The sequence below is a fragment of the Devosia sp. Soil_C_22 genome (assembly GCF_057657195.1).
The window spans coordinates 583,930-606,447 of record NZ_JBDGIY010000002.1 but is presented as its reverse complement, the minus strand read 5'-3'; the positions used below and the strand labels follow the sequence as shown (position 1 = coordinate 606,447).

Below are 22,518 nucleotides of genomic sequence, written 5' to 3'. Positions count from 1 at the left end.
GGCCGCTATTCAATTTAGCTGGCGAATGCTTCTTCGAGGAAAGCCTGCAGCTCCTGCAGGTGCTTGCGCATCAGGCCGGTTGCCGTCGCCGCCGAAGCCGCGCGGCCCACGTAGTGCGGCCGGTCGCCCGGACGGCCCATCTGCTCCATCACCCAATCGATATAGGGCTGCACGAACGCCCAGGCACCCATGTTCTTGGGCTCTTCCTGGCACCAGACGATCTCGGCGTTCTTGAAGCGGTTGAGCTCGTCGAGCAGCGCCTTGGCCGGGAACGGATAAAGCTGTTCCAGCCGCAGCAGGTACACATCGTTGATGCCGCGCTTTTCGCGCTCTTCGAGCAGGTCGTAATAGACCTTGCCCGAGCACAGCACGACCCTGCGGATTTCCGCGTCGGGCGCCAGCTTGATCGTGGTCTTGGGCACGCCCGGCGATTCCGCGTCGTCCCACAGCAGGCGATGGAAGGTCGAATCCGGCCCGAATTCGGCGAGGCCCGATACCGCCTTCTTGTGGCGCAGCAGCGACTTGGGCGTCATCAGGATGAGCGGCTTGCGGAAGTCGCGTTTCATCTGCCGGCGCAGGATATGATAGTAGTTCGCCGGCGTCGTGCAGTTGGCGACCTGCATGTTGTCTTCGGCGCATAGCTGCAGGTAGCGCTCGAGGCGGGCCGACGAGTGCTCCGGCCCCTGCCCCTCATAGCCATGCGGCAGCAGCATCACGAGGCCGCTCATGCGGAACCACTTGCGCTCGCCTGACGAGATGAACTGGTCCACCACCACCTGGGCGCCGTTGGCGAAATCGCCGAACTGGGCTTCCCACAGCGTCAGCGTGTTGGGCTCGGCCAGCGAGTAGCCATACTCGAAGCCCAGCACCGCCTCTTCCGACAGCATCGAGTTGATGACCTCGTAGCGGGCCTGGTCCTCGGCGATATTGTTGAGCGGGGTGTAGGTCTCGTTGTCCTTTTCCTGGTCGTTCAGCACCGTGTGGCGCTGGCTGAACGTGCCGCGCTCCACGTCCTGACCGCTCAGGCGCACCGGATGGCCTTCCTTGAGCAGGGTGGCGAAAGCCAGTGCCTCGCCCGTCGCCCAGTCGATGCCTTCGCCCGCTTCGATCGCGGCGAGCCGGTTGTCCATGAAGCGCTTCACCGTGCGGTGCACGTTGAAGCCGGCCGGCACATGGGTCAGCTTCTGGCCGATCCCGGCGAGCTCGGCCATATTGAAGCCGGTTTCGCCGCGGCGCGGGCCTTCGATATCGGCGCGCTTCAGATCCTTCCACACGCCGTCGAGCCAGTCCGTCTTGTTCGGACGGAAGTCCTGCCCGGCCTCGAATTCCTTCTCGAGGTTGGCGCGCCAGTCGGCCTTCATCCTGTCGACTTCGTCGGTCGACACCAGGCCTTCGGCGACGAGGCGCTTGGAGTAGATATCCAGCGTCGTCTCGTGGCCGCGGATCTTGGAGTACATCAGCGGCTGGGTGAAGCTCGGCTCGTCGCCTTCGTTGTGGCCGAAGCGGCGGTAGCAGAACATGTCGATGACCACCGGCTTGCCGAAGCGCTGCCGGTACTCCACCGCCACCTTGGTGGCATAGACTACCGCTTCCGGATCGTCGCCGTTCACATGGAACACCGGCGCCTCGATCATCTTGGCGACATCGGTCGGGTACGGCGAGGAGCGCGAGAACATCGGCGCGGTGGTGAAGCCGATCTGGTTGTTGATCACGAAGTGGATCGAGCCACCCGTGCGGTGCCCCTTGAGGCCTGAGAGCCCGAGGCACTCCGCCACGACGCCCTGGCCGGCAAACGCCGCATCGCCATGCAGCAGCAGCGGCAGCACCACCGAGCGGTCGGTCTGGCGCACATCGGCGAGGAACTTGCCGTTCACCGCCGAACGCTGGTCCTGCTTCGCCCGCGCCTTGCCCAGCACCACCGGATCGACGATCTCGAGGTGCGAGGGGTTCGCGGTCAGCGACAGGTGCACCGTATTGCCGTCGAACTCACGGTCGGCCGAAGCACCCAGATGGTACTTCACGTCGCCCGAACCTTCGACTTCCTCGGGGTAGAACGCCCCGCCCTTGAACTCGTGGAACAGCGCGCGGTGCGGCTTGGCCAGCACCTGCGTCAGCACGTTGAGGCGGCCACGGTGGGCCATGCCGAGCACGATGTCCTTGACGCCCAGCGCGCCGCCGCGCTTGACGATCTGCTCGAGCGCCGGGATCAGCGCCTCCGAGCCATCGAGGCCGAAACGCTTGGTGCCGGTATACTTGACGTCGAGGAACTTCTCGAAGCCCTCGGCCTCCACCAGCTTGTTGAGGATCGCCTTCTTGCCCTCGGGCGTGAAGCTGATCGACTTGTCGGGGCCCTCGATCCGCTCCTGGATCCACTGCTTGGATTCCGGATCGGAGATGTGCATGAACTCCACGCCCACCGTCGAGCAGTAGGTGCGGGTCAGGATCTCCAGCATCTCGGGGATCGTCGCGTACTCGAGCCCCAGCACGTTATCGATGAAGATCTTGCGGCTGTAGTCGGCCTCGGTGAAGCCGTAGCTCTTGGGGTCGAGCTCGGGCGCCGGCTCGTCCGCCTTCAGCTTCAGCGGGTCGAGGTCGGCATGCAGGTGCCCCCGCATGCGGTAGGCGCGGATCATCATGATGGCGCGGATCGAATCGCGCGTCGCCTGCAGCACGTCGACGGGCGTCGGCGCCGGCGCGGCTTCCGCCTTGGCCTTCTCGGTCACCGCCTTCTGCACCTTGACCTGGATCTCGCCCCAGTTGCCGTCGAGCGCCGAAACCAGATCCCCGTTCGCCTGCTGCGGCCAGTCGCGGCGCTGCCAGCTGGGGCCCTCGGCATTCTTCGATATGTCGGTGGGGGTATCTTCCAGCCGGCTGAAATAGCTGGCCCAGGTGGGGTCGATCGAGTTCGGATCGGCCTTGTAGCGGGCGTAGAGCCCTTCGATGTAGTCGGCGTTGCCGCCGTAGAGGAACGAGGAGAGCAAGAACTGTTCGTTCTGGTCTTGTCGGGTCATGTCCGTCGCGGGGCGTTGACCCCGCCATCCTTCTCTGCCGCCCGGAACATTTGACCGAGCCCTGTGCGCACGGGCCTAGATGCCCGTCTAGTCCTTTGTTTGACGTTAAGGCGCGGGTGGTGTGCCCGCGCCCCGTCATTTAGTCCAACATGCCCTCGCTCAGCCTTTTAGAACTTCCGCGAGGGTTTGGCCAATCCTGGCAGGCGAACTTGACACCTTGATGCCTGCCGCTTCCATGGCCGCGATCTTGTCTTCCGCGCCACCCTTACCGCCCGAAATTACGGCGCCGGCATGGCCCATCGTGCGACCGGCCGGAGCAGTCCGGCCGGCGATGAAGCCGGCCATCGGCTTCTTGCGGCCGCGCTTGGCCTCGTCGATCAGGAACTGGGCCGCGTCTTCTTCGGCCGAGCCGCCGATCTCGCCGATCATGATGATCGACTTGGTGGCGTCGTCGGCGAGGAACATCTCGAGCACGTCGATGAACTCCGTGCCCTTCACCGGGTCGCCGCCGATACCCACGGCGGTCGTCTGCCCGAGGCCTTCATTGGTGGTCTGGAACACAGCTTCATAGGTAAGCGTGCCCGAGCGCGAAACAATGCCCACCGAGCCCTTCGAAAAGATCGAGCCCGGCATGATGCCGATCTTGCACTCTTCCGGCGTCAGCACGCCCGGGCAGTTCGGACCCAAGAGCCGCGACTTCGATTTTTCGAGCTTGCCCTTCACCCGCACCATGTCGAGCACCGGAATGCCCTCGGTGATGCATACGATCAGCGGGATCTCGGCCTCGATCGCCTCGATGATGGCGTCCGCGGCACCCGCCGGCGGCACGTAGACCACCGAAGCGTCGGCGCCGGTCTTCTCGCGGCCCTCGGCCACCGAGGCGAACACCGGCAGTGTCGCCGAAGCGTCGAGCCCCGACGTCCAGATCTCGCCAGCCTTCTTGGGGTTCACGCCACCCACCATCTTGGTGCCGAAATAGGCCAGCGCCTGCTCGGTATGGAACGTACCGGTCTTGCCGGTCAGGCCCTGCACCAGCACGCGGGTGTCTTTGTTGACGAGGATGGACATGTTCTTCTGCTCGCTCGGTAGCTCGGGTCAGGCCCGGTTCAGCAACAAGTTATCGGCACCGGCTCTGGCGCCCGTTCGGACGCTCAGCCGCGTTCCTTGACCGCGTTGACGATCTTCTGCGCCGCGTCGTCGAGGTCGTCGGCGCTGATCACATCGAGCCCGGACGAATTGAGGATGGCCTTGCCTTCCTTGACGTTGGTGCCTTCGAGACGCACCACCAGCGGCACCTTGAGGCCGACTTCCTTCACCGCCGCGATCACGCCTTCCGCGATGATGTCGCAGCGCATGATGCCGCCGAAAATGTTGACCAGGATGCCCTTCACCGCCGGATCGGCCGTGATGATCTTGAACGCCGCCGTCACCTTCTCCTTGGAGGCGCCACCGCCCACGTCGAGGAAGTTGGCGGGCTCGGCGCCATAGAGCTTGATGATGTCCATCGTCGCCATGGCGAGGCCGGCGCCGTTGACCATGCAGCCGATATTGCCGTCGAGCGCCACATAGGCGAGGTCGAACTTACTTGCCTCGATTTCCTTGGCGTCCTCTTCGGTGAGGTCGCGCAGCGGCTTCAGCTCGTCGTGGCGGAAGGCGGCGTTGTTGTCGAAGCTCACCTTGGCATCGAGCACGCGCAGGTGCCCGTTCTGCATGACGATGAGCGGGTTCACCTCGAGCAGGCTCATGTCCTTCTCGACGAAGGCGCGGTAGAGCGCCGGGAACACGAGGCCCGCATCGGTGCGCGCAGCGCCCTCGAGCTTCAGCGCGTTGGCGATTTCCTCGACATTGTCGGTGGTGACGCCGGTCGCCGGATCGATGTCGACCGCAACGATCTTGTCGGGCGTGTCATGCGCCACCGCCTCGATGTCCATGCCGCCTTCGGTGGAAACCACGAACGATACGCGGCCGGTCGAGCGATCGACCAAGAGCGAGCAATAGAGCTCGCGAGCGATATCGGCGCCGTCCTCGATATAGAGCCGGTTGACCTGCTTGCCGTTGGGACCGGTCTGCTTGGTCACCAGCGTGTTGCCCAGCATCTCTCGGGCATTGGTCACCACGTCCTCGACGGACTTGGCCAGCCGCACGCCACCCTTGGCCTCGGGCGACAATTCCTTGAACTTGCCCTTGCCGCGCCCGCCGGCATGGATCTGGCTCTTCACCACATAGAGCGGGCCCGGCAGCTGCTTGGCCGCGGCTTCCGCCTCGTCGGCGGAGAAGATCGCCACGCCCTTGGCCACCGGCAGGCCATAGGTTGCGAGCAGGGCCTTGGCCTGGTGTTCGTGGATGTTCATCGTTTCACTTCCGTCTGCGATCTGGGCTTTGGACTGGCAGCTGCCACCAGGTCATTCCCGCGAAAGCGGGAACCTCTGTTTGCGATGGTGCGGCACGTCCCGAAACGGAGATTCCCGCCTTCGCGGGAATGACACCGGTGTTTAGTCGACTTCCGAAAGGTCCTTACGCCAGCTTCGGCGCGATCTTCTTGCAGGCCTCGACCAGCCCGTTGACCGAAGCCACCGACTTGTCGAACTGCTTCTGCTCGCTCGAGGACAGCGAGATCTCGACCACCTTCTCGACCCCGCCTTCGCCGATCAGCACCGGCACACCGACATAGGTCCCCTTCACGCCATACTCGCCCTTCAGGTAGGCGGCGGCAGGCAGGATGCGCTTCTTGTCCTTGAGGTAGCTCTCGGCCATCTCGATCGCCGAAGCCGCCGGGGCGTAGAAAGCCGAACCGGTTTTGAGCAGGCCGACGATCTCGGCGCCGCCGTCGCGGGTCCGCTGGATGATCTGCTCGAGCTTGTCCTTGCTCATCCAGCCCATCTTGACGATATCGGGCAACGGAATGCCGGCAACGGTCGAGTAGCGCGGCAGCGGCACCATGGTATCGCCGTGGCCGCCGAGTACAAAGGCCGTGACGTCCTCGACCGAAACCTTCAGTTCCTCGGCGATAAAGAAGCGGAAGCGCGCCGAGTCCAGCACGCCGGCCATACCGACGACGCGGTTGGCGGGCAGGCCCGAGAACTTCTGCAGCGCCCACACCATGGCGTCGAGCGGGTTGGTGATGCAGATCACGAATGCGTCTGGCGCATACTTGGCGATGCCGGCGCCCACCTGCTCCATCACCTTGAGGTTGATCTCGAGCAGGTCGTCGCGGCTCATGCCGGGCTTGCGCGGCACGCCGGCGGTGACGATCACCACGTCGGCGCCGACGATGTCCTTGTATTCCGAGGTGCCCTTGAGCGAGGAGTTGAAGCCCTCAACCGGGCCGGACTGGCTGAGATCGAGGGCCTTGCCCTGCGGTACGCCGTCCATGATGTCGAACAGAATGACGTCGCCAAGTTCTTTGGTGGCGGCCAGCAGAGCCAATGTGCCACCAATCTGCCCCGCACCGATCAGAGCGATCTTCTTGCGCGCCATCCACGAACCCCCGTTTCACTGCTGGAAAATTTCGCGCCCCTATTAACCCTCCCGTTTGACGGGGGCAAGTCAGCTCTTGGGCTGTCAAACGTTGGTATACCGTCGGTGCACATATTTGATGCGGAAGTCGCTAGGCCTTGCCGGACTCCCCCTTGTGCCCGGCCGCGAGGTATTCGGCCGACTGCATCTCGACCAGCCGCGACACGCAGCGCGCGAACTCGGCTTTGGTCTTGTCGTCCTTGCCCAGTTCATCGAGCGGCGTGGCAAAGCTCGCCATCAGCTTCACGCCTCGGTCGTAGAGCGTGTCGACCAGCAGGATGAAGCGCTTGCTCGCGTCCGTCCGCGTCCGGTCGAACTGCGGCACATCCTCCACCATCAGCGCCTCATAGGCATGACTGATCTTCACATAGTCGCGTGCCCCCAGCGGCCTCTCGCATAGCTCGGCAAACGAAAACCGCGCCCCGCCCATCGCCGCGCGCGGCACCGGGATGGCCCGCCCCAGCGACATCACCGCCTCGGGCTCGCCCGCCTCGCCGCCGGTGAAGCGCAGCCACAGCCGCTCCATCGCCGCGTCGACCTCGGCGCCCGTGCCAAACTGGTAGACCGCCTCGCCTTCGAATTTCAGCCGCCGATAGTCGGTCGGCCCGTCCAGCATCACGATCTCGGCATGCCGCTTCAGCTCGGCGATGAAGGGCAGCACCAGCTGCCGGTTGAGCCCGTTCTCGTAGAGATCGTCCGGCCGCGTGTTGGAGGTCGCGACGATCGTCACCCCGGCCTCGAACAGCCGTCCGAACAACCGTCCGAGCAGCATGGCATTGGTGATGTCCTGCACCTGGAACTCGTCGAGGCAGAGCAGCTTGATCTCGCCAATCAGCGGCTTGGTCACCGCCGCCACCGGATCGGCATCCTCGGCCTGCCCCTGCCGCGACTTGCGGAACTCGGCGATCGCCGTGTGCATCTCGTCCATGAACTCATGGAAATGCACCCGCCGCTTGCCACGCACTGGCGCCAGCGCGAAGAACAGGTCCATCAGCATCGTCTTGCCACGCCCGACCTGCCCGACGAGGTAAGCCCCCTTCACCGGCTGCGCCGCACCGCCGAACAGTCCGCCGAGAAACCCGCGCGAACCGTTCTGCACCGCGAGCTCGTTGCTCACGCGATCGAGCACCGCCGCGGCCTTGAGCTGCAGCAGGTCAGCCGACAGCGCCCCCGAAGCGGTAAGCGCCTTCAGCCTGTCGGTGACGGGAGTGCCAGCGGGCCCCTTCCGCGGGCGCGAACTCATGAAGCGTGCTCAGCCAAGGTGATTGCAACCAGCCGGTTCGACCACGCGACGCCGGGGGCGTCAACCGACCATCGAGATGCCCTGGCCGCCGGCCAGCGTACCGATGAAGCGGTTCCCCGACACGATCAGCGAGGCGATGATATCGCCATTCTCGTCGAACAGCTGCACCTGGTTGCCCAAGAGCTGCCAACTCGCAACGACGTTAAGCCCCGCCAGCGTGCACCCGGGCGAGGACGCGCGGTACCGGCTGGTCCCGGCCTTGGCGGTCTGCGTCAGGTTGAGCCGGCACTGATCGGCGCCCGACACCACGGTCCAGCCGCCCAGCAGCTTTTCGACCGTCAGGCCGGTGCTGAGGTCGCGGCCCGCCGTGGTCGCGCCCATCGAGTCGAGCGTCACGAACGAACCATCCGCACCCGCCACCTGCGCCGGCTGCCCCGGCGGCGTCAACGGCGCCGGCTGGCCGATCGAAGCCGGCTGCACCTGCGTACCCGGCAGCACGGTGAGATCCGAGCTCGCGACGGAGGAATTCTGGATCGGCGTGATCGTTTCGGTCGTCGCGACGCTGCGCGTCGTCACGCCGCTCGAGGCGCAGCCGCTCAGCAGCAACGCCGCCGCACCCATCACCGCCATGGAAACGCTCGCGCGCTTCGAAATCCGCATCGGCCCTGCTCCGCCAATGATTAACAAATGATGACCGGGCTATACCGTCCGCCCCAGTCCCCTTCAACCGCTAAACCAGCGCTTTTCCTATGCTGCAACCAATGTGGCAGAGTTATGGGGCGAAGACGTGGCCACGAAAGACTGGTTAAGACCACACACCAGCCTCTCCATGATCCTCCCCCGCGTGGCGGGGGAGGGGGACCAGCGAAGCTGGTGGAGGGGGCGGCCACAAGCACGGTGCCTCACCGCACCCCCTCTCTGCTGCGACTAACTCGCTGACGCTCGCAAGTCTCGCGTCTCCCCCGCCAAGGGGGAGAGGGGCGCCCGCCATTTGCACCGCAGTCTACGGTGAGCTTCTCCCCCTAGGCGGGGGAGAAAGCGAAAACTTAGGTTTGGCCCTTCGCCAAGCCTTAGTTTTCGCAAGAGAGGGGGTCGTGGAAGACACCGCCCGCCCCTACCGCGCCGTCATCTCCTTCACCAGCGCCTCCGCCAGCACCTTCCCATCCGCCGCCTCTTCCTCCGGCAGCTCGATCGGAATCCCCTTGGGACCATACACCCCCGCCAGCCCCGGCAAACCGTGCTCGGCTCCCTCGCGTGGATGAAACCCATGCGCCTTCAGCGCCGCGATCAGCACGCGCGCAACTGACGGATCCTCGATCTCGGCAACGGTCTCGTAGATCAGGCGAACTCCCGCTTCACCATCATCTGCTTGATCTCGGCAATCGCCTTGGCCGGGTTCAGCCCCTTCGGGCACACCTTGGCGCAGTTCATGATCGTGTGGCAGCGATAGAGCTTGAACGGATCCTCGAGATTGTCGAGCCGCTCCTCGGTCGCCTCGTCACGGCTGTCGATCAGCCAGCGATAGGCCTGCAGCAGCACGGCTGGCCCGAGATACTTCTCGCCGTTCCACCAGTAGCTCGGGCACGAAGTCGAGCAGCAGGCGCACAGGATGCATTCGTACAAGCCATCGAGCTTGGCCCGGTCGTCGCGGCTCTGCAGCCATTCCTTCTCCGGCGTCGGCGAGGTCGTCTTCAGCCACGGCTGGATCGAGCGGTGCTGGTCGTAGAAGGTCGTGAGGTCGGTGACGAGGTCCTTCACCACCGGCATGTGCGGCAGCGGATAGACGCTGATATGGCCCGGATACTCATCCATGCCCTTGGTGCAGGCGAGCGTGTTGGCCCCGCCGATATTCATCGAGCACGACCCGCAAATGCCTTCGCGGCACGACCGGCGCAGCGTCAGCGTCGGATCGACCTTGTTCTTGATCCACAGCAGCCCGTCGAGGATCATCGGCCCGCAATCGTCGAGGTCGACGAAATAGGTGTCGAGCCGCGGATTCTGTCCGGAATCCGGATCGTAGCGATAGACCCGGTACTCTTTCAGCCGCGTCGCCCCTGCCGGTTTCGGCCACGTCTTGCCGGGCACGATCCGCGAGTTCTTGGGAAGGGTCAGTTCAGCCATTTCCGAGTCCTAACAACGACCGCCGGGGCAGTCTCAAACAATCTTGCACGTCTGCAGCGCCTGCGCTGAAACATTGGTGACCATGATCACGTCATTGGCACTCACATTGCCGATGACCGCCGGGTCGAGCAGTTTCGCGGGGTCAGTCTGCGCATAGGCGGCGAGCCGCATCAACTCCGGTTTCAGCTTGGTCTGCAGTTCCTTGGCATAGCACTGGCAGCTTTCCGCCGTCGTGCGCGGGATCTTCGAGCACGCATCGGCCACTGCCTGCGCCTCGGGCGACAGCCCGCAGCCTGCCAGCAGTACACCCGCCGCGGCCAGCGCCGTCGCCAATAGTCCGGCCCGCATCGTCGTCATCACTCTCATCTCACCCGTGCCTCGCGCCGCTCCAGCGAATAGATCCGCTCCTCGACATCCTCCACCACCTTGCCGAGCACGGCCTTGGCGTCCGCGAGGCCCTGGTTGTAGTAGAAGGCGCCCATCTGCTCGCTGAAGAAGTTGAGCAGCAGCTCCGCCGGGATCTCGCCGATCGAGCTGTCCAGTTCCTCGCGAAAATATGTCTGGATGCGGGAGACGATCTCCGCGCGCTCTTCCTTCTCGAACTTGATCGGCTTCATCGGCACCTCAGTAGTTCGGCTTGCAGACCTGGTTCGACTTGGCGACGTACACGTTATAGGCCGCATACTCGCCGGCCGGCGGCGACTTGCCCTTCATCGAGGCGATCACCATCGCCATGAACTCGGCATCGATCAGCGTCATCGCCGCGTCCGCCTTGCACGAGCACAGCGCCTCGTCCGACGCGATCCCCATGCAGGTCTTGTAGAAATCGGCCTTCTGCTCGGCCGACGGCGCCGCCGCCATCGCTCCGCCCGTCAGCATTCCGAGCGCCACCAGCGCCACGATCACTCGCGTCATTTGCCCCGCAATTCCTTCCGGATCACCAGCTTCAGCCCCGACCACACGTCGGACACCGCCGCCACCTTCACATCCACCAGCCCGATCGGCAGCACCACCTCACGGATCACATCCTCGGTGATATCGGTCGGCACCTTGCTCGCCTTCTTCGGCCACGAAATCCAGATCATCCCATCCGGCACGATCTTAGTCATAAGGTGCTTGGCGTTCGCCTCGAGCACCGCCCGTGATGCCGTGAAGCCGTGGATATACTCGTAGACGAACGGCTCACGCTCGAGCCGATCCCACTCGATTTCGGCCCGTTCGGCGAACTTGGCAGCATAGCGAAGTTGGTCAACAAACTCGTCCTTGGGCGTCCCGACAAGCAACACCCGCTGCCCATCCTTGAGCCCAAGCTTCTGCGGCAACGGCGTGCCGGAATAGCCGGGCCCTGACGACATCAGTACACCCGAGCCTTCGGTGCGATCTTCTTGAGCTCGATCCCGCCCTCGCTCTCCGGCGTCAGCGGGTCCACGTGCACCGGCCGATAGCCCAGCGTCACCGCGCCGGTCTTGGTATCGATCCAGCTCAGCGTATGCTTGCGCCACTCGGCATCGTCGCGGTTCGGAAAGTCCTCGTGCGCATGGGCGCCTCGGCTTTCATGCCGAGCCTCGGCCGAGACCACCGTGGTCGCCGCGCAGGCCATAAGGTTCTCGAGCTCCAGCGTTTCCACCAGGTCCGAGTTCCAGATCATCGAGCGGTCGGTGACCTTGAGGTCGTCCATCTCGCGCCACAGCGCCGAAATCCGCTCGGCGCCCGACTTCAGCGATTCCGAGGTCCGGAACACCGCGGCGTCTTCCTGCATGATGCGCTGCATCTTGTCGCGCACCACGGCGGTCGGCGAGTTGCCATTGGCGTGGCGCAGCCGGTCGAAGCGCGCAAGGATGCGGTCATCCTCCGACTTCACCACTGCCGGCACCATCGCGCCCTTGTCCACCACCTTGGCCGCGCGCAAGGCCGCCGCGCGTCCAAACACCACAAGGTCGGTCAGCGAGTTCGAGCCTAGCCGGTTGGCGCCATGCACCGAGGCGCAAGCCGCCTCGCCCGCCGCCATCAGCCCCGGCACCACGCGGTCCGGATCGCCTTCCACCGGCGACAGCACCTCGCCGTGATAGTTCGCGGGGATGCCGCCCATGTTGTAATGCACCGTCGGCAGCACCGGGATCGGCTCGCGCGTCAGGTCGACGCCGGCAAAAATCTTGGCGCTCTCGGTGATGCCCGGCAGCCGCTCATGCAGCACTTTGGGGTCGAGATGGTCGAGATGGAGGAAGATGTGGTCCTTCTTCGGTCCCACGCCTCGCCCCTCGCGGATTTCGATCGTCATGCAGCGCGAAACCACGTCGCGCGAGGCGAGGTCCTTGGCGTTGGGCGCATAACGCTCCATGAAGCGCTCGCCCTCCGAGTTGGTCAGGTAGCCGCCCTCGCCACGCGCCCCCTCGGTGATCAGCACCCCCGCGCCATAGACGCCGGTCGGGTGGAACTGCACGAACTCCATGTCCTGCAGCGGCAGCCCGGCCCGCGCCACCATGCCATTACCGTCACCGGTGCAGGTATGCGCCGACGTCGCCGAGAAATACGAGCGCCCATAACCGCCGGTCGCCAGCACCACGAGCTTGGCGCGGAACCGGTGCAGGGTGCCGTCATCGAGCTTCCATGCCATCACGCCCTGGCACGAGCCGTCCGCGCCCATGATCAGGTCGAGCGCAAAATACTCGATGAAGAACTGCGCGTTGTTGCGCAGCGATTGGCCGTAGAGCGTGTGGAGAATGGCGTGGCCGGTCCGGTCCGCCGCCGCGCAGGTGCGCTGCACCGGCGGGCCATCGCCGAACTCGGTCATGTGGCCGCCGAACGGCCGCTGGTAGATCTTGCCCTCTTCCGTGCGCGAAAACGGCACGCCGTAGTGCTCGAGCTCGTAGATCGCCGCCGGCGCCTCGCGCGCCAGATATTCCATCGCGTCGTTGTCGCCCAGCCAGTCCGACCCCTTCACGGTGTCGTACATGTGCCACTGCCAGCTGTCCGGGCCCATGTTGCTCAGCGAAGCCGCGATGCCGCCCTGCGCCGCGACGGTGTGCGAGCGCGTCGGAAACACCTTGGTGATGCAGGCCGTGTTCAGCCCCTGCTCGGCCATGCCGAGGGTCGCGCGCAATCCGGCGCCGCCCGCACCGACTATGACCACGTCGAATTCGTGGTCGATGATCTCGTAAGCGGCCATGCGCTAACCCCAGAAAACAAGCTTGGCGATGGCGCCCAGCGCCACCACGACGAAGAAGGCGACGAAGACATTGTTGGCGAGCATGGCCCAGCTATGCTCGCCCTTGTCGAAATAGTCCTCGATCGTGTCGCGCATGCCGTTGCGCATGTGCAGCGACACGTTGACCACCAGCAGCGCCAGCCCGATCGCGACGAACGGGTTGCGCGCCAGCTCGATCATCTCGGCCGGCGCCTTGCCGGCGAGGCTCACCACGAACCAGATGATGAACAGCGCGAACACGATGTTGATCGCGCCGGTCACCCGCTGCAGCACGAAGTGCCGGGTCGAGGCCTTGGCATTGCCGTAATGGGTCGAGGGCGTCTGGATCTGCGCCTGCGTCGGCCTGGAAACACTCATTTGAACCACACGAAGATTGCCCAGACGATGAGCGTCAACAGGATCGAGGCGCCGAGCTGGAGCCGCACGATCAGCTCGCGCCCCATCGGATCCATCGCCTTGGTGGCGTCCCACACGAAGTGGCGGATGCCGCCCAGCATGTGGTGGAACAGCACCCAGGTATAGCCGAACAGCACCAGTTGGCCGAACCAGCTGCCGAACAGCCAGACCACGAAGTCGAAGAAGCCGCCGCCGAACGCCGCCGCCACCAGCCACAGCACCAGCAGCAGCGTGCCGCCATAGAGCGCAATGCCGGTCGCACGGTGCACGATCGACATAGTCATGGTGAGGGTGAAGCGATAGATCGACAGATGCGGCGAAAGCGGCCGTGTAGAAGGAGCCATACTTGTCTCGCGCCCCGCCCGCCGGGAGGGCCGGGCGTCCAGTTTGGAATTGTTCGAGACTTCTAACGGCGAGCACCGCGAACGTCAAAGGCTCATATCCGGGCGGCGCTACCCTTTCGTCGCGCTGCCGGGAGTGAGCACATCCGGCGCGGCCCGCAGCGCCTCGAGTGCCAGCACAAGGCTTAGCACACGCTCGCTGCGATGGCCTGACGCGACCGGTGTGGTGGACGAAAGCTCGGCTTCGGAGCGCAATTGCTCGTCATCCTGTACACCCCGCACGAGGCCGCCATTGATCGCGAGGAATGCGATGACACTGACGATGCCGCTTACGAGTCTGTCCATTCTTTCGTCCTGTTGCGGGCGCCCCGTGGAGGTCTGGAGACGTTCGGGGTCCGCTGCTTGGCGTCGTGAATAACACCGGCCCTCTGGCCTCGCCGTGAAGCCGGTATTCACATTCGGTTCAGCAACGCGTGTCATCTCCTGCGGTTCCAGGCGGTCCGATTTTGAAAGAGTTTGTGGTGCGCGAGCGGGTCAAAGTCATCGACGAGGAGCTGCTCTCCAACAACTGGGGCACGGTCAAGAAGACCACCATCGAGCTCATGCGCTCGAACGGCGAGTGGCAGCGCCAGGTGCGCGAGACCTACGATCGCGGCGATGGCGCCGGCATCCTGCTCTACAACCGGGCCCAGCGCACCGTCATCCTCACCCGCCAGTTCCGCTTCCCGGTCTACAGCCATGGCGAGCCCGGCTGGCTCATCGAGGTGGTGGCCGGCAAGCTCGACGGCGACGACCCCGTCACCACCGCCAAGAAGGAAGCCGAGGAAGAATCCGGCTACCGCGTCCACGATGTCGAGCTGGTCATGGCCGCCTATATGAGCCCCGGCTCGGTCACCGAAAAGCTCTCGCTCTTCATCGCCGAATATGACGCGACGACGAAGATCTCCGCCGGCGGCGGCCTCGTCGACGAAGGCGAGGACATCGAGGTCCTCGAACTCGACATCGACGCGGCCCTCAGCATGATCCCCACCGGCGAAATCGCCGACGCCAAAACCATCATGCTGCTGCAGCACGTCAGGCTGGCGGGCATCCTCTAGCCATCACACCGGCCTCTCCGTGATCCTCCCCCGTTCACGGGGGAGGGGGACCGCCAAAGGCGGTGGAGGGGGCGGCCCCACCCACCGGCCCCACCTCCCCCTTTGATGGGGGAGGCAAGCGTAGCTTGGTTCGCACAGCGACCTTAGCGCAGCTCGGAGGGGGTGGAGCCCCACGCGCCGGCCTCCGCAGAAGGCGGGCCTTGCGGCCCCTGCCCCGAGTTGCCCCGTCAGTAGTCGACGAGCTTCTTGTCCGGATCATACGGCTGTTCGGGCACGACCTTGGTCACCGCCTGCCCGCACTTCATCTTTTTGTTCATTGCGTCATACGCATAGCTGGCAGAACCGTGGAGCTGCCAACCCTCGCTCAGGGCCTTCGTAACCTTGTGGCAAAAGGCGGAATCGTCCTCGCCCGAGAGGAATCTGTAGATCAACATTGTGCGTAGCGCCCCCGCGCATGCTCTTCTGAGCAGATTGAAATTGCTTCAATGAACCGCTAATCGCTGCGGTATGGAACGGTTTCCAGCATTTTTGCTCGACGGCTACAAGTCGTTCATGTCCGACCGTTACGACCCCGAGCAGGGCCGTTACCGGGAATTGGCCGATAAAGGCCAGTCGCCGACCACCCTGATTATTGCCTGTTGCGATAGTCGCGCCGCCCCCGAGACGATCTTCAATGCCGGTCCCGGAGAGCTGTTCGTGCTGCGCAACGTGGCCAATCTGGTGCCTACCTTCCAGCCCGATGCCGGCCAGCACGGCACCTCGGCGGCCATCGAGTTCGCCGTCGTCGCGCTCAAGGTGAAGAACATCGTGGTGATGGGTCACGGCCGCTGCGGCGGCATCCGCGCTGCGCTCAACCCCGCCGGCCCGCCACTCGCCCAGGGCGATTTCATCGGCAAATGGATGAACATGCTGGCGCCGGTCTCCGAGGCGGTAAGCAAATATACCCTCCTCACCGACAAGGAGCGCCAGACTATGCTGGAGCGCTTCTCGATCCGTCATTCGATCGACAACCTGCGCACCTTCCCCTACGTCAAAAAACTCGAGGACGAAGGCAAGATCGCCATTCACGGCGCCTGGTTCGACATCTCGACCGGCGAGCTCTGGATCATGAACGACGACGGCGACTTCTATCGTCCCGAGATCTAGGGACTCGATCTCGCCGCCCGTCCCTTCGCCCCGTCGGGGAGAGGGTGGCGCCGCTAGGAGCGCAGCGACGTAGCAGAGCCAGGGTGAGGGGGCCTTCTCATCAGTCGCGCCCCGAACACGTTGACCAGCAGCCCCACGAATACCAGCACGCTGCCCGCCACCTCCATCGGCGTGATCGCCTCGCCCAGCAGCAACGCCGCGCTGCCGATTCCCGCCACCGGCACGAACAGCGCGAAGGGCGACACCCGGCTCGCCGGATAGCGGCTCAGCAGCCAGGCCCAGGCGCCGAACCCGAACAGCGTCGCCAGATACGCCATGAAGGCGATCGACCCGATCCCGCGCCACGTCAGCTGCGACAGCGCCAGCGGGATCGCTCCCGGGCCATCGAGCACCAGCGAGGCCAGCAGCAGCGGAATCGGCGGCACCAGCGCCGACCACACGACAAAGCCGAGCATGTCGATCCGCCCGGCCGCCTTCCCCACCATGTTGCCCAGCCCCCAGCACCCGGCGGCAATAATGGTCAGGGCCAGCGGCAGCAGTGCCGCCCCCTCGAGCCGCTCGACCCCGATCACCCCGATCCCGGCCAGCGCCACCCCTGCCCCAACGAGTTGCGCCCAGCCCGGCCGCTCACCAAAAAACACCAGCGCGAGAAAGATGGTGAAGAACACCTGCAGCTGGATCACCAGCGACGCCAGCCCAGCCGGCATCCCGAGCTTGATCGCGACGAACAAGAGCCCGAACTGCCCCACCCCGATCGCCAGCCCATAGCCAACCAGCAACCCCCAGCTCACCGCCGGCCGCTTCACGAAAAACACCGCCGGCAGTGCCGCAAACACATAGCGCAGCGCCGTCAGCAACAGCGGCGGCACCTCCTCCACCCCCCAGCTGATGGCCACGAAACTCAGGCCCCAGACAAAGGCAACGGCAAGGGCGAGCAGGATGTGACGGGTAGGCATAGATTACTCCATTGCCGCGCCGTGTGGCGCGCACATCGCTGTCGCGATGCGATCCCCTCATCCGGCGCTCCGCGCCACCTTCTCCCACAAGGGGAGAAGGGAGTCCCCGACTGAGATGCTGCGGTGAACGCCTTCTCCCCCTTGCGGGAGAAGGTGCCCGAAGGGCGGATGAGGGGTGCGGGCGAAGCCCGCTCTTGATCCTCCCCCGCGTGGCGGGGGAGGGGGACCGCCGTAGGCGGTGGAGGGGGCGGCTAAGCTCTCAACCGGCCCTGCTCAAGCCGCCTTCTTTACCAGATCCCGCTCGATCAGCGTCTCGAGGATCTGCACCGTGTTGAGCGCCGCGCCCTTGCGCAGGTTGTCGCTCACCACCCACAGCGCCAGCCCGTTTTCCACCGTCACGTCCTCGCGAATGCGCGAAACATAGGTGTCGTACTCGCCCACCGCCTCGATCGGCGTCGCGTAGCCACCGGCCTCGCGCTTGTCGATCACCGAAATCCCCGGCGCCTCGCGCAGCGCATCGCGCGCCTCGTCGGCGGTGATCGGGTTGACGAACTCGAGGTTCACCGCTTCCGAGTGTCCCACGAACACTGGCACCCGCACGCAGGTCGCCGTCACCTTGATCTTGGGATCGAGGATTTTCTTGGTCTCGGCGACCATCTTCCACTCTTCCTTGGTGTAGCCGTCCTCCATGAACACATCGATATGCGGGATGACGTTGAAGGCGATCTGCTTGGTGAACTTCTTCGGCGTGGGGCTGTCATTGACGAAGATGCCCTTGGTCTGCGCCCACAGCTCGTCGACGCCTTCCTTGCCCGCGCCCGAAACCGACTGGTAGGTCGCCACCACCACGCGCTTGATCTGGGCGAGGTCATGCAGCGGCTTCAGCGCCACCACCAGCTGCGCGGTCGAGCAGTTCGGGTTGGCGATGATATTCTTGCGGTCGTTGCGCGCCATGTACTCGTCGAGCACATGCGCGTTCACTTCCGGCACCACCAGCGGCACGTCGGCGTGGTAGCGCCAGAAGCTCGAATTATCGACCACGATGCAACCGGTCTTGCCGATCTTTTCGCCATACTCCTTGGCGACCGACGAGCCCGCCGACATCAGCGCGAAATCGACGCCGGTGAAATCGAAATTCTCGAGGTTCTGCACCTTGAGCCGCTTGTCGCCGAAGCTGATCTCCTGGCCCTGCGACCGGGCCGAAGCCAGCGCGATCACTTCCGACGCCGGAAACTTGCGCTCGGCGAGGATGTTCAGCATCTCACGCCCGACATTGCCCGTGGCACCAACCACCGCGACGCGATAACCCATTTTGGAAAGTCCTCTTTGCCTCAGGTCCCCCCGCACCGGCGCATCCACGCCCGGCGGCTAACAGCTCCGGCCGCTCCCCGGCGGGAGAGGCCCGGGGATCGGCTCAGGGGGTTTTGGTAGTTTTGGTTGCCGTGGCGAAGCGGGCGGCCGTGGCCACCTTCGTCATCGCACCCAAGTCCCGATCCACGCGCACGCGAAGTATCCTTGCTGAACGGCCCGGCGTTTCTACGCCGAAATCGCAAATAGTCAACGGGCAATAGGACAACTCCTATTTCCCGTCCACCCACCCACCTCCCCCTTGATGGGGGAGGCAAGCGTAGCTTGTGAGCGTCAGCGAACTAGCGCAGCTCGGAGGGGGTGGGGCCACACGAGCCACCCTATCCAGCGCCGCCCACCCGGTGTAATCCCACCCGCATGACCCAACACGACATCATCGTCCTCGGCGCCGGCGCCGCCGGCCTCATGGCCGCCATCGAGGCCGGCAAGCGCGGCCGCAAGGTGCTGGTGCTCGATCACGCCAAGAATGCCGGCGAGAAGATCCGCATCTCCGGCGGCGGCCGCTGCAACTTCACCAACATCAACGCCACCACCAAAGCCGGCCGCGACCGCTTCCTCAGCCAGAACCCGCGTTTCGCCCTCTCGGCGCTGGCCCGTTACACGCCCGACCATTTCATCGCGCTCGTCGACAGCTACTCGATCCCCTTCCACGAAAAGACCCTCGGCCAGCTCTTCTGCGATGGCTCGAGCCAGCAGATCGTCAACCTGCTGCTGAGCGAGCTGCGCAAGGCCGGCGCCACCCTCCGCCTCGAAACCATCATCGAGAACGTCACGCACGCCGATGGCATCTTCACCGTCAACGCCGAGGATGCGAGCTTCACCGCCGGCGCCCTGATCGTCGCCACCGGCGGCAAGTCGATACCGAAAATGGGCGCCACCGGTCTCGCCTACCAGCTCGCCACCCAGTTCGGCCTCGCCGTCACGCCAACCCGCCCTGCCCTCGTCCCCCTCACCTTCGAGCCCCGCATCCTCGAAAAGCTTGCGCCACTCTCCGGCATCGCCGTCGACCCCACCCGCATCTCCGTCGGGAAGCGCAGCTTCGATGAAGCCATGCTCTTCACCCACCGCGGCCTTTCCGGCCCCGCGGTCCTCCAGATTTCGAGCTACTGGCGGGAAGGCGACGCCATCGTCATCGACCTCTTCCCCAATGGCGATCTCGGCGACATCCTGCGCCAAGCGCGTGCCGAAACTCCCAAGAACCACCTCCAGACCGTCCTCTCGAACCACCTGGCGAAGCGCCTCGCCCAGATGTTGGCCGAAGACATCGGCATCACTGGCATGCTCGGCGACATGAGCGACAAGTCATTCCAAAAGATCGAGGACGCGCTCCGCCGCTGGACCATCAAGCCCACCGGCTCGGAAGGCTACCGCACCGCCGAAGTCACCCTGGGCGGCATCGACACCGCCAGCCTCGACTCGACCACGATGGCCGCCCGCACCGTCCCCGGCCTCTACTTCATCGGCGAAGCCGTCGACGTCACCGGCTGGCTCGGCGGCTACAACTTCCAATGGGCCTGGGCCTCCGGCTGGGCTGCGGGGCAAGCGGCGTAGCCGCTCTTGATCCTCCCCCGCACGGCGGGGGAGGGGGACCGGCGAAGCCGGTGGAGGGGGCGGCCACACGCGCCGGCTCAGACAGATACCCCCACCCCTGTCCCCTCCCCGCAAGGGGGAGGGAGACGCTCTAGCAAACGCCGGTGTTGGTGGAACGAAGGCAATCGCCACAGGGTCATCTCCCCCCTTGCGGGGGAGGGATAGGGTGGGGGGGTATCTTCCCGTGCGGGCGCCCGCCTCCTACAACACGAACCCCAAAAACCGCCCCGCCAGCACCGCCGCGCCCCACAGCCCCAGCGACACCCCCGCCAGCACCCGCTTCACGCCGACCCCGCGCACCAGAGCGAACGCCACCGCATTCACCCCGGCGACCCCCACCACCGCCATCTTCACCCAGAACAGCGGCATCGCCGCGTATTCCCTGGCCCGCACGGAAAACAGCGCCAGCCCCGCGACCAGCGCCACGATGAACGCGCCGATCGCGACGCGCCGCATCAACCGCGTGAACGGCTCTTCCGGCAGCGAGCGGAACGCCCCCAGCACCCGAAAATCCATGAACGCCACGCTCGTCACCAGCGCGCCGATGGCGAGGATATGCAGCGCATTCACCACCGGATAGGCAAAAAACGACAGCCTCAGCGCCGCTGCCGGCGCCGATTGCTCGATCGCAAGCAGCAGGGTTTCCAACTAGTTCGGCGCCCGCGCCGGGTAGACGTCGTAGTTGGTCCCGTCGACCACCACGCGCACCGCCTTCATCCGCGTTTCGTTGGCATCGAGCGAGCGGTTGCCGATGGCGGTGATCTCGTCGCCGGGCGCAACCGTCGTCTCGGTGAAGCCGGCCGCCTGGGTCGGGCCCGGCGGCGCCAGTTCCACCCGCCACACCACGCCCTCGACATCGAGGTCGATCGTGGCGTGCGGGTTGCCGACATAGACCGCCTTGACGATCCCGGTCAGCTCGAAGAACCCATCCGCCGTCCACGTCCAGCCATGATGGGCCAGCGCCGCGCTCACGGGTGCGAGCGCCAGCAGCGCGCTCAGTGCCAGAGTCCGAAACCGCATCGTTTCCTCCTCGGTTCTCTCTCCTGGCGCCACCCTAGCCGTTCATCGGCGTGGCAATCCAGCGGCGATTTTCGGGATGGCCGTCACGCTTTTGTTCATCCGCCGTCAATGACCCATTCATCCGATCACGAGGCCTATGGCAGCGCTCCTGCCCTTCCGCTAGGTTCCCGGCACTCTGGAGCGCTTTGACTTTTCCGGTTCGAAAGCGCGACCACTCGAACGGAGGCAGCAATGGCCGAAAAGAAGATCCGCTGGGGCATCCTCAGCACCGCCAATATCGGGCTCAAGAAGGTCACACCGGCGATCCTGAAGTCGCCCTACAGCGAGGTCGTCGCCGTCGCTTCGCGTGATCTCGACAAGGCCAACGCGTACATCGCCGAGCTCGGCCTGACCGGCAAGGCCACTGCCCACGGCTCCTACGAAGCCCTGTTCGCCGACCCCAATGTCGACGCCATCTACAACCCGCTGCCCAATCATCTTCACGTCGAGATGACCCTCGCCGCCGCCCGCGCCGGCAAGCACGTGCTGTGCGAAAAACCCATTGCGCTCAATGCCAGGGAGGCGGAGCAGCTGCGCCAGCTTCCGCCCGGTATCGTGTTCTACGAAGCCTTCATGGTGCGCTTCCACCCGCAATGGGCCCGCGCCCGCGAGATCATCCGCTCGGGCGAGCTGGGCGAGCTGCGCGCCGTGCGTGGCACCTTCACCTACTTCCTCACCGACCCCACCAACGTGCGCAACCAGGTCGATATCGGCGGTGGCGGCATCTACGATATCGGCTGCTACCCGATCACCGCGGCGCGCTACATGTTCGACGCCGAGCCGTTGCGCGCCGTCTCGCTGGTCGATCGCGATCCGGCCCTGAAGACCGACCGCCTCGCCTCCGCCATGCTCGATTTCGGCAATGGCCGCCAGGCGAGCTTCATCTGCTCCACCCAGACCAATCTCGGCCAGTCGTTGGAAATCTTGGGTTCGAAGGGCCGCCTCGAGCTCCTCGTCCCCTTCACCCCCGACGCCGGCAGCGCTACCGCCATTCTCGTCGACCGCGACTACGACGTCAGCGGCAATCTCAGCCGCCGCGAGATCATCGCCCCCTGCGACCAGTATACCGAGCAGGCCAACGCCTTCTGCCGCGCCATCCTCGATAACAAGCCGCTCGAATGGGGCGTCGAAGATGCCATCAAGACCATGCGCGTCATCGACGCCGTCTACGAAAGCGAGAAAACCGGCGCCTGGGCCAAGGTCTGAGGCTACGCCGGCCCTCCGTGGATCCCCCGCCCTTGGGAAGGATCAACGGGGACTGCCCCACGGAGATGCCACTTGCACGGAGTCATTCCCGCGAAGGCGGGAACCTCTGTTTGGGCGCGTGCACTAAAACGGAGATCCCCGCTTTCGCGGGGATGATCCGGCAGGCAATTGCGTCCGAAGCGAGCCCCTTTCCCCTACGAGGAGAGGCCCCAACGAAGCCAGGCAGCCACCTTCTACCTTCTACCTTCTACCTTCTACCTTCT

General features: G+C 65.0%; 25 protein-coding genes. 4 read left to right on the top strand and 21 right to left on the bottom strand.

Annotated elements, in window-relative coordinates; genetic code table 11:
- Nucleotides 1-14: 14 nt before the first annotated feature.
- The 16 genes from AC3A6I_RS20015 to AC3A6I_RS19940 all read right to left on the bottom strand — a co-directional run bounded on the left by AC3A6I_RS20015 (nt 15) and on the right by AC3A6I_RS19940 (nt 14,178).
- Entirely contained in the window at nt 15-3,011 is a 2,997-nt protein-coding gene (locus AC3A6I_RS20015; protein WP_487545629.1) for a 2-oxoglutarate dehydrogenase E1 component, read from the bottom strand.
- Between the two features lie 159 nt (nt 3,012-3,170).
- On the bottom strand, nt 3,171-4,079 hold the full coding sequence (gene sucD, locus AC3A6I_RS20010) for a succinate--CoA ligase subunit alpha (protein WP_487545628.1): 909 nt from the start codon (nt 4,077-4,079) through the stop codon (nt 3,171-3,173).
- 83 nt (nt 4,080-4,162) lie between these two features.
- Nucleotides 4,163-5,362, bottom strand: coding sequence for an ADP-forming succinate--CoA ligase subunit beta (sucC, locus tag AC3A6I_RS20005; RefSeq protein ID WP_487545627.1), 1,200 nt, complete (start codon nt 5,360-5,362; stop codon nt 4,163-4,165).
- A 163-nt stretch (nt 5,363-5,525) separates the two neighbouring features.
- The gene (mdh, locus tag AC3A6I_RS20000; RefSeq protein WP_487545626.1) at nt 5,526-6,488 is read right to left on the bottom strand and encodes a malate dehydrogenase; all 963 of its coding nucleotides are present in this window, start codon (nt 6,486-6,488) and stop codon (nt 5,526-5,528) included.
- A gap of 130 nt (nt 6,489-6,618) precedes the next feature.
- Entirely contained in the window at nt 6,619-7,770 is a 1,152-nt protein-coding gene (gene zapE, locus AC3A6I_RS19995; protein ID WP_487545625.1) for a cell division protein ZapE, read from the bottom strand.
- A gap of 60 nt (nt 7,771-7,830) precedes the next feature.
- Nucleotides 7,831-8,430 (bottom strand): AprI/Inh family metalloprotease inhibitor, encoded by a 600-nt coding sequence (locus AC3A6I_RS19990; protein WP_487545624.1) that lies wholly within the window; start codon nt 8,428-8,430, stop codon nt 7,831-7,833.
- A gap of 454 nt (nt 8,431-8,884) precedes the next feature.
- A complete protein-coding gene (locus AC3A6I_RS19985) occupies nt 8,885-9,064 on the bottom strand; it encodes a hypothetical protein (RefSeq protein ID WP_487545623.1) in 180 nt (59 codons plus the stop codon).
- Nucleotides 9,065-9,108: 44 nt separating this feature from the next.
- Nucleotides 9,109-9,891, bottom strand: coding sequence for a succinate dehydrogenase iron-sulfur subunit (locus AC3A6I_RS19980; RefSeq protein WP_487545622.1), 783 nt, complete (start codon nt 9,889-9,891; stop codon nt 9,109-9,111).
- 33 nt (nt 9,892-9,924) lie between these two features.
- On the bottom strand, nt 9,925-10,251 hold the full coding sequence (locus tag AC3A6I_RS19975; RefSeq protein ID WP_487545621.1) for a hypothetical protein: 327 nt from the start codon (nt 10,249-10,251) through the stop codon (nt 9,925-9,927).
- A 2-nt stretch (nt 10,252-10,253) separates the two neighbouring features.
- Nucleotides 10,254-10,508, bottom strand: a complete 255-nt coding sequence (locus tag AC3A6I_RS19970; RefSeq protein ID WP_487545620.1) for a DUF2164 domain-containing protein — start codon at nt 10,506-10,508, stop codon at nt 10,254-10,256.
- A 7-nt stretch (nt 10,509-10,515) separates the two neighbouring features.
- The gene (locus AC3A6I_RS19965) at nt 10,516-10,806 is read right to left on the bottom strand and encodes a hypothetical protein (RefSeq protein WP_487545619.1); all 291 of its coding nucleotides are present in this window, start codon (nt 10,804-10,806) and stop codon (nt 10,516-10,518) included.
- Nucleotides 10,803-11,246, bottom strand: coding sequence for a DUF3052 domain-containing protein (locus AC3A6I_RS19960; RefSeq protein WP_487545618.1), 444 nt, complete (start codon nt 11,244-11,246; stop codon nt 10,803-10,805). The genes AC3A6I_RS19965 and AC3A6I_RS19960 overlap by 4 nt, the downstream gene beginning before the upstream one ends.
- The gene (gene sdhA / locus AC3A6I_RS19955) at nt 11,246-13,057 is read right to left on the bottom strand and encodes a succinate dehydrogenase flavoprotein subunit (protein ID WP_487545617.1); all 1,812 of its coding nucleotides are present in this window, start codon (nt 13,055-13,057) and stop codon (nt 11,246-11,248) included. The genes AC3A6I_RS19960 and sdhA overlap by 1 nt, the downstream gene beginning before the upstream one ends.
- A 3-nt stretch (nt 13,058-13,060) precedes the next feature.
- A complete protein-coding gene (gene sdhD, locus AC3A6I_RS19950; protein ID WP_487545616.1) occupies nt 13,061-13,453 on the bottom strand; it encodes a succinate dehydrogenase, hydrophobic membrane anchor protein in 393 nt (130 codons plus the stop codon).
- Nucleotides 13,450-13,836 (bottom strand): succinate dehydrogenase, cytochrome b556 subunit, encoded by a 387-nt coding sequence (gene sdhC, locus AC3A6I_RS19945; RefSeq protein ID WP_487545615.1) that lies wholly within the window; start codon nt 13,834-13,836, stop codon nt 13,450-13,452. The genes sdhD and sdhC overlap by 4 nt, the downstream gene beginning before the upstream one ends.
- Before the next feature lie 108 nt (nt 13,837-13,944).
- The gene (locus AC3A6I_RS19940) at nt 13,945-14,178 is read right to left on the bottom strand and encodes a hypothetical protein (RefSeq protein ID WP_487545614.1); all 234 of its coding nucleotides are present in this window, start codon (nt 14,176-14,178) and stop codon (nt 13,945-13,947) included.
- 176 nt (nt 14,179-14,354) lie between these two features.
- Here AC3A6I_RS19940 and AC3A6I_RS19935 point away from each other — a divergent pair, with 176 nt between their 5' ends.
- The gene (locus AC3A6I_RS19935) at nt 14,355-14,930 is read left to right on the top strand and encodes an NUDIX domain-containing protein (RefSeq protein WP_487545688.1); all 576 of its coding nucleotides are present in this window, start codon (nt 14,355-14,357) and stop codon (nt 14,928-14,930) included.
- Nucleotides 14,931-15,157: 227 nt separating this feature from the next.
- On the opposite strand, the gene AC3A6I_RS19930 is transcribed toward AC3A6I_RS19935, so the two are convergent.
- Nucleotides 15,158-15,364, bottom strand: a complete 207-nt coding sequence (locus tag AC3A6I_RS19930; protein ID WP_487545613.1) for a DUF1737 domain-containing protein — start codon at nt 15,362-15,364, stop codon at nt 15,158-15,160.
- A gap of 73 nt (nt 15,365-15,437) precedes the next feature.
- On the opposite strand from AC3A6I_RS19930, the gene AC3A6I_RS19925 reads away from it, so the two are divergent.
- Nucleotides 15,438-16,076, top strand: coding sequence for a carbonic anhydrase (locus AC3A6I_RS19925; protein ID WP_487545612.1), 639 nt, complete (start codon nt 15,438-15,440; stop codon nt 16,074-16,076).
- A 53-nt stretch (nt 16,077-16,129) separates the two neighbouring features.
- Here AC3A6I_RS19925 and AC3A6I_RS19920 read toward each other — a convergent pair whose 3' ends face one another.
- Nucleotides 16,130-17,032: an EamA family transporter gene (locus tag AC3A6I_RS19920; RefSeq protein WP_487545611.1), complete on the bottom strand. Its 903-nt coding sequence runs from the start codon at nt 17,030-17,032 to the stop codon at nt 16,130-16,132.
- 273 nt (nt 17,033-17,305) lie between these two features.
- Nucleotides 17,306-18,343 carry an aspartate-semialdehyde dehydrogenase gene (locus AC3A6I_RS19915; RefSeq protein WP_487545610.1) on the bottom strand — a complete coding sequence of 346 codons (1,038 nt, stop codon included), beginning with the start codon at nt 18,341-18,343 and terminating at the stop codon, nt 17,306-17,308.
- A 414-nt stretch (nt 18,344-18,757) separates the two neighbouring features.
- On the opposite strand from AC3A6I_RS19915, the gene AC3A6I_RS19910 reads away from it, so the two are divergent.
- A complete protein-coding gene (locus tag AC3A6I_RS19910) occupies nt 18,758-19,951 on the top strand; it encodes a BaiN/RdsA family NAD(P)/FAD-dependent oxidoreductase (RefSeq protein WP_487545609.1) in 1,194 nt (397 codons plus the stop codon).
- A gap of 240 nt (nt 19,952-20,191) precedes the next feature.
- Here AC3A6I_RS19910 and AC3A6I_RS19905 read toward each other — a convergent pair whose 3' ends face one another.
- Nucleotides 20,192-20,638: a hypothetical protein gene (locus AC3A6I_RS19905; RefSeq protein ID WP_487545608.1), complete on the bottom strand. Its 447-nt coding sequence runs from the start codon at nt 20,636-20,638 to the stop codon at nt 20,192-20,194.
- Complete coding sequence (locus AC3A6I_RS19900) at nt 20,639-21,010, bottom strand: DUF6152 family protein (RefSeq protein ID WP_487545607.1); 372 nt, start codon at nt 21,008-21,010, stop codon at nt 20,639-20,641.
- 231 nt (nt 21,011-21,241) lie between these two features.
- Here AC3A6I_RS19900 and AC3A6I_RS19895 point away from each other — a divergent pair, with 231 nt between their 5' ends.
- A complete protein-coding gene (locus AC3A6I_RS19895; protein WP_487545606.1) occupies nt 21,242-22,255 on the top strand; it encodes a Gfo/Idh/MocA family protein in 1,014 nt (337 codons plus the stop codon).
- Nucleotides 22,256-22,518 lie beyond the last annotated feature (263 nt).

Excerpts from the sequence above, each read along its gene's own strand:
- sdhC (WP_487545615.1), bottom strand. The coding sequence starts at position 13,836 with ATGGCTCCTTCTACACGGCCGCTTTCGCCGCATCTGTCGATCTATCGC.
- AC3A6I_RS20015 (WP_487545629.1), bottom strand. The coding sequence starts at position 3,011 with ATGACCCGACAAGACCAGAACGAACAGTTCTTGCTCTCCTCGTTCCTC.
- AC3A6I_RS19980 (WP_487545622.1), bottom strand. The coding sequence starts at position 9,891 with ATGGCTGAACTGACCCTTCCCAAGAACTCGCGGATCGTGCCCGGCAAG.
- mdh (WP_487545626.1), bottom strand. The coding sequence starts at position 6,488 with ATGGCGCGCAAGAAGATCGCTCTGATCGGTGCGGGGCAGATTGGTGGC.
- AC3A6I_RS19920 (WP_487545611.1), bottom strand. The coding sequence starts at position 17,032 with ATGCCTACCCGTCACATCCTGCTCGCCCTTGCCGTTGCCTTTGTCTGG.
- sucD (WP_487545628.1), bottom strand. The coding sequence starts at position 4,079 with ATGTCCATCCTCGTCAACAAAGACACCCGCGTGCTGGTGCAGGGCCTG.
- AC3A6I_RS19940 (WP_487545614.1), bottom strand. The coding sequence starts at position 14,178 with ATGGACAGACTCGTAAGCGGCATCGTCAGTGTCATCGCATTCCTCGCG.
- AC3A6I_RS19965 (WP_487545619.1), bottom strand. The coding sequence starts at position 10,806 with ATGACGCGAGTGATCGTGGCGCTGGTGGCGCTCGGAATGCTGACGGGC.
- AC3A6I_RS19910 (WP_487545609.1), top strand. The coding sequence starts at position 18,758 with ATGACCCAACACGACATCATCGTCCTCGGCGCCGGCGCCGCCGGCCTC.
- AC3A6I_RS19925 (WP_487545612.1), top strand. The coding sequence starts at position 15,438 with ATGGAACGGTTTCCAGCATTTTTGCTCGACGGCTACAAGTCGTTCATG.
- sdhD (WP_487545616.1), bottom strand. The coding sequence starts at position 13,453 with ATGAGTGTTTCCAGGCCGACGCAGGCGCAGATCCAGACGCCCTCGACC.
- AC3A6I_RS19895 (WP_487545606.1), top strand. The coding sequence starts at position 21,242 with ATGGCCGAAAAGAAGATCCGCTGGGGCATCCTCAGCACCGCCAATATC.
- sucC (WP_487545627.1), bottom strand. The coding sequence starts at position 5,362 with ATGAACATCCACGAACACCAGGCCAAGGCCCTGCTCGCAACCTATGGC.
- AC3A6I_RS19930 (WP_487545613.1), bottom strand. The coding sequence starts at position 15,364 with ATGTTGATCTACAGATTCCTCTCGGGCGAGGACGATTCCGCCTTTTGC.
- AC3A6I_RS19990 (WP_487545624.1), bottom strand. The coding sequence starts at position 8,430 with ATGCGGATTTCGAAGCGCGCGAGCGTTTCCATGGCGGTGATGGGTGCG.
- zapE (WP_487545625.1), bottom strand. The coding sequence starts at position 7,770 with ATGAGTTCGCGCCCGCGGAAGGGGCCCGCTGGCACTCCCGTCACCGAC.
- AC3A6I_RS19960 (WP_487545618.1), bottom strand. The coding sequence starts at position 11,246 with ATGTCGTCAGGGCCCGGCTATTCCGGCACGCCGTTGCCGCAGAAGCTT.
- sdhA (WP_487545617.1), bottom strand. The coding sequence starts at position 13,057 with ATGGCCGCTTACGAGATCATCGACCACGAATTCGACGTGGTCATAGTC.
- AC3A6I_RS19915 (WP_487545610.1), bottom strand. The coding sequence starts at position 18,343 with ATGGGTTATCGCGTCGCGGTGGTTGGTGCCACGGGCAATGTCGGGCGT.
- AC3A6I_RS19900 (WP_487545607.1), bottom strand. The coding sequence starts at position 21,010 with ATGCGGTTTCGGACTCTGGCACTGAGCGCGCTGCTGGCGCTCGCACCC.
- AC3A6I_RS19970 (WP_487545620.1), bottom strand. The coding sequence starts at position 10,508 with ATGAAGCCGATCAAGTTCGAGAAGGAAGAGCGCGCGGAGATCGTCTCC.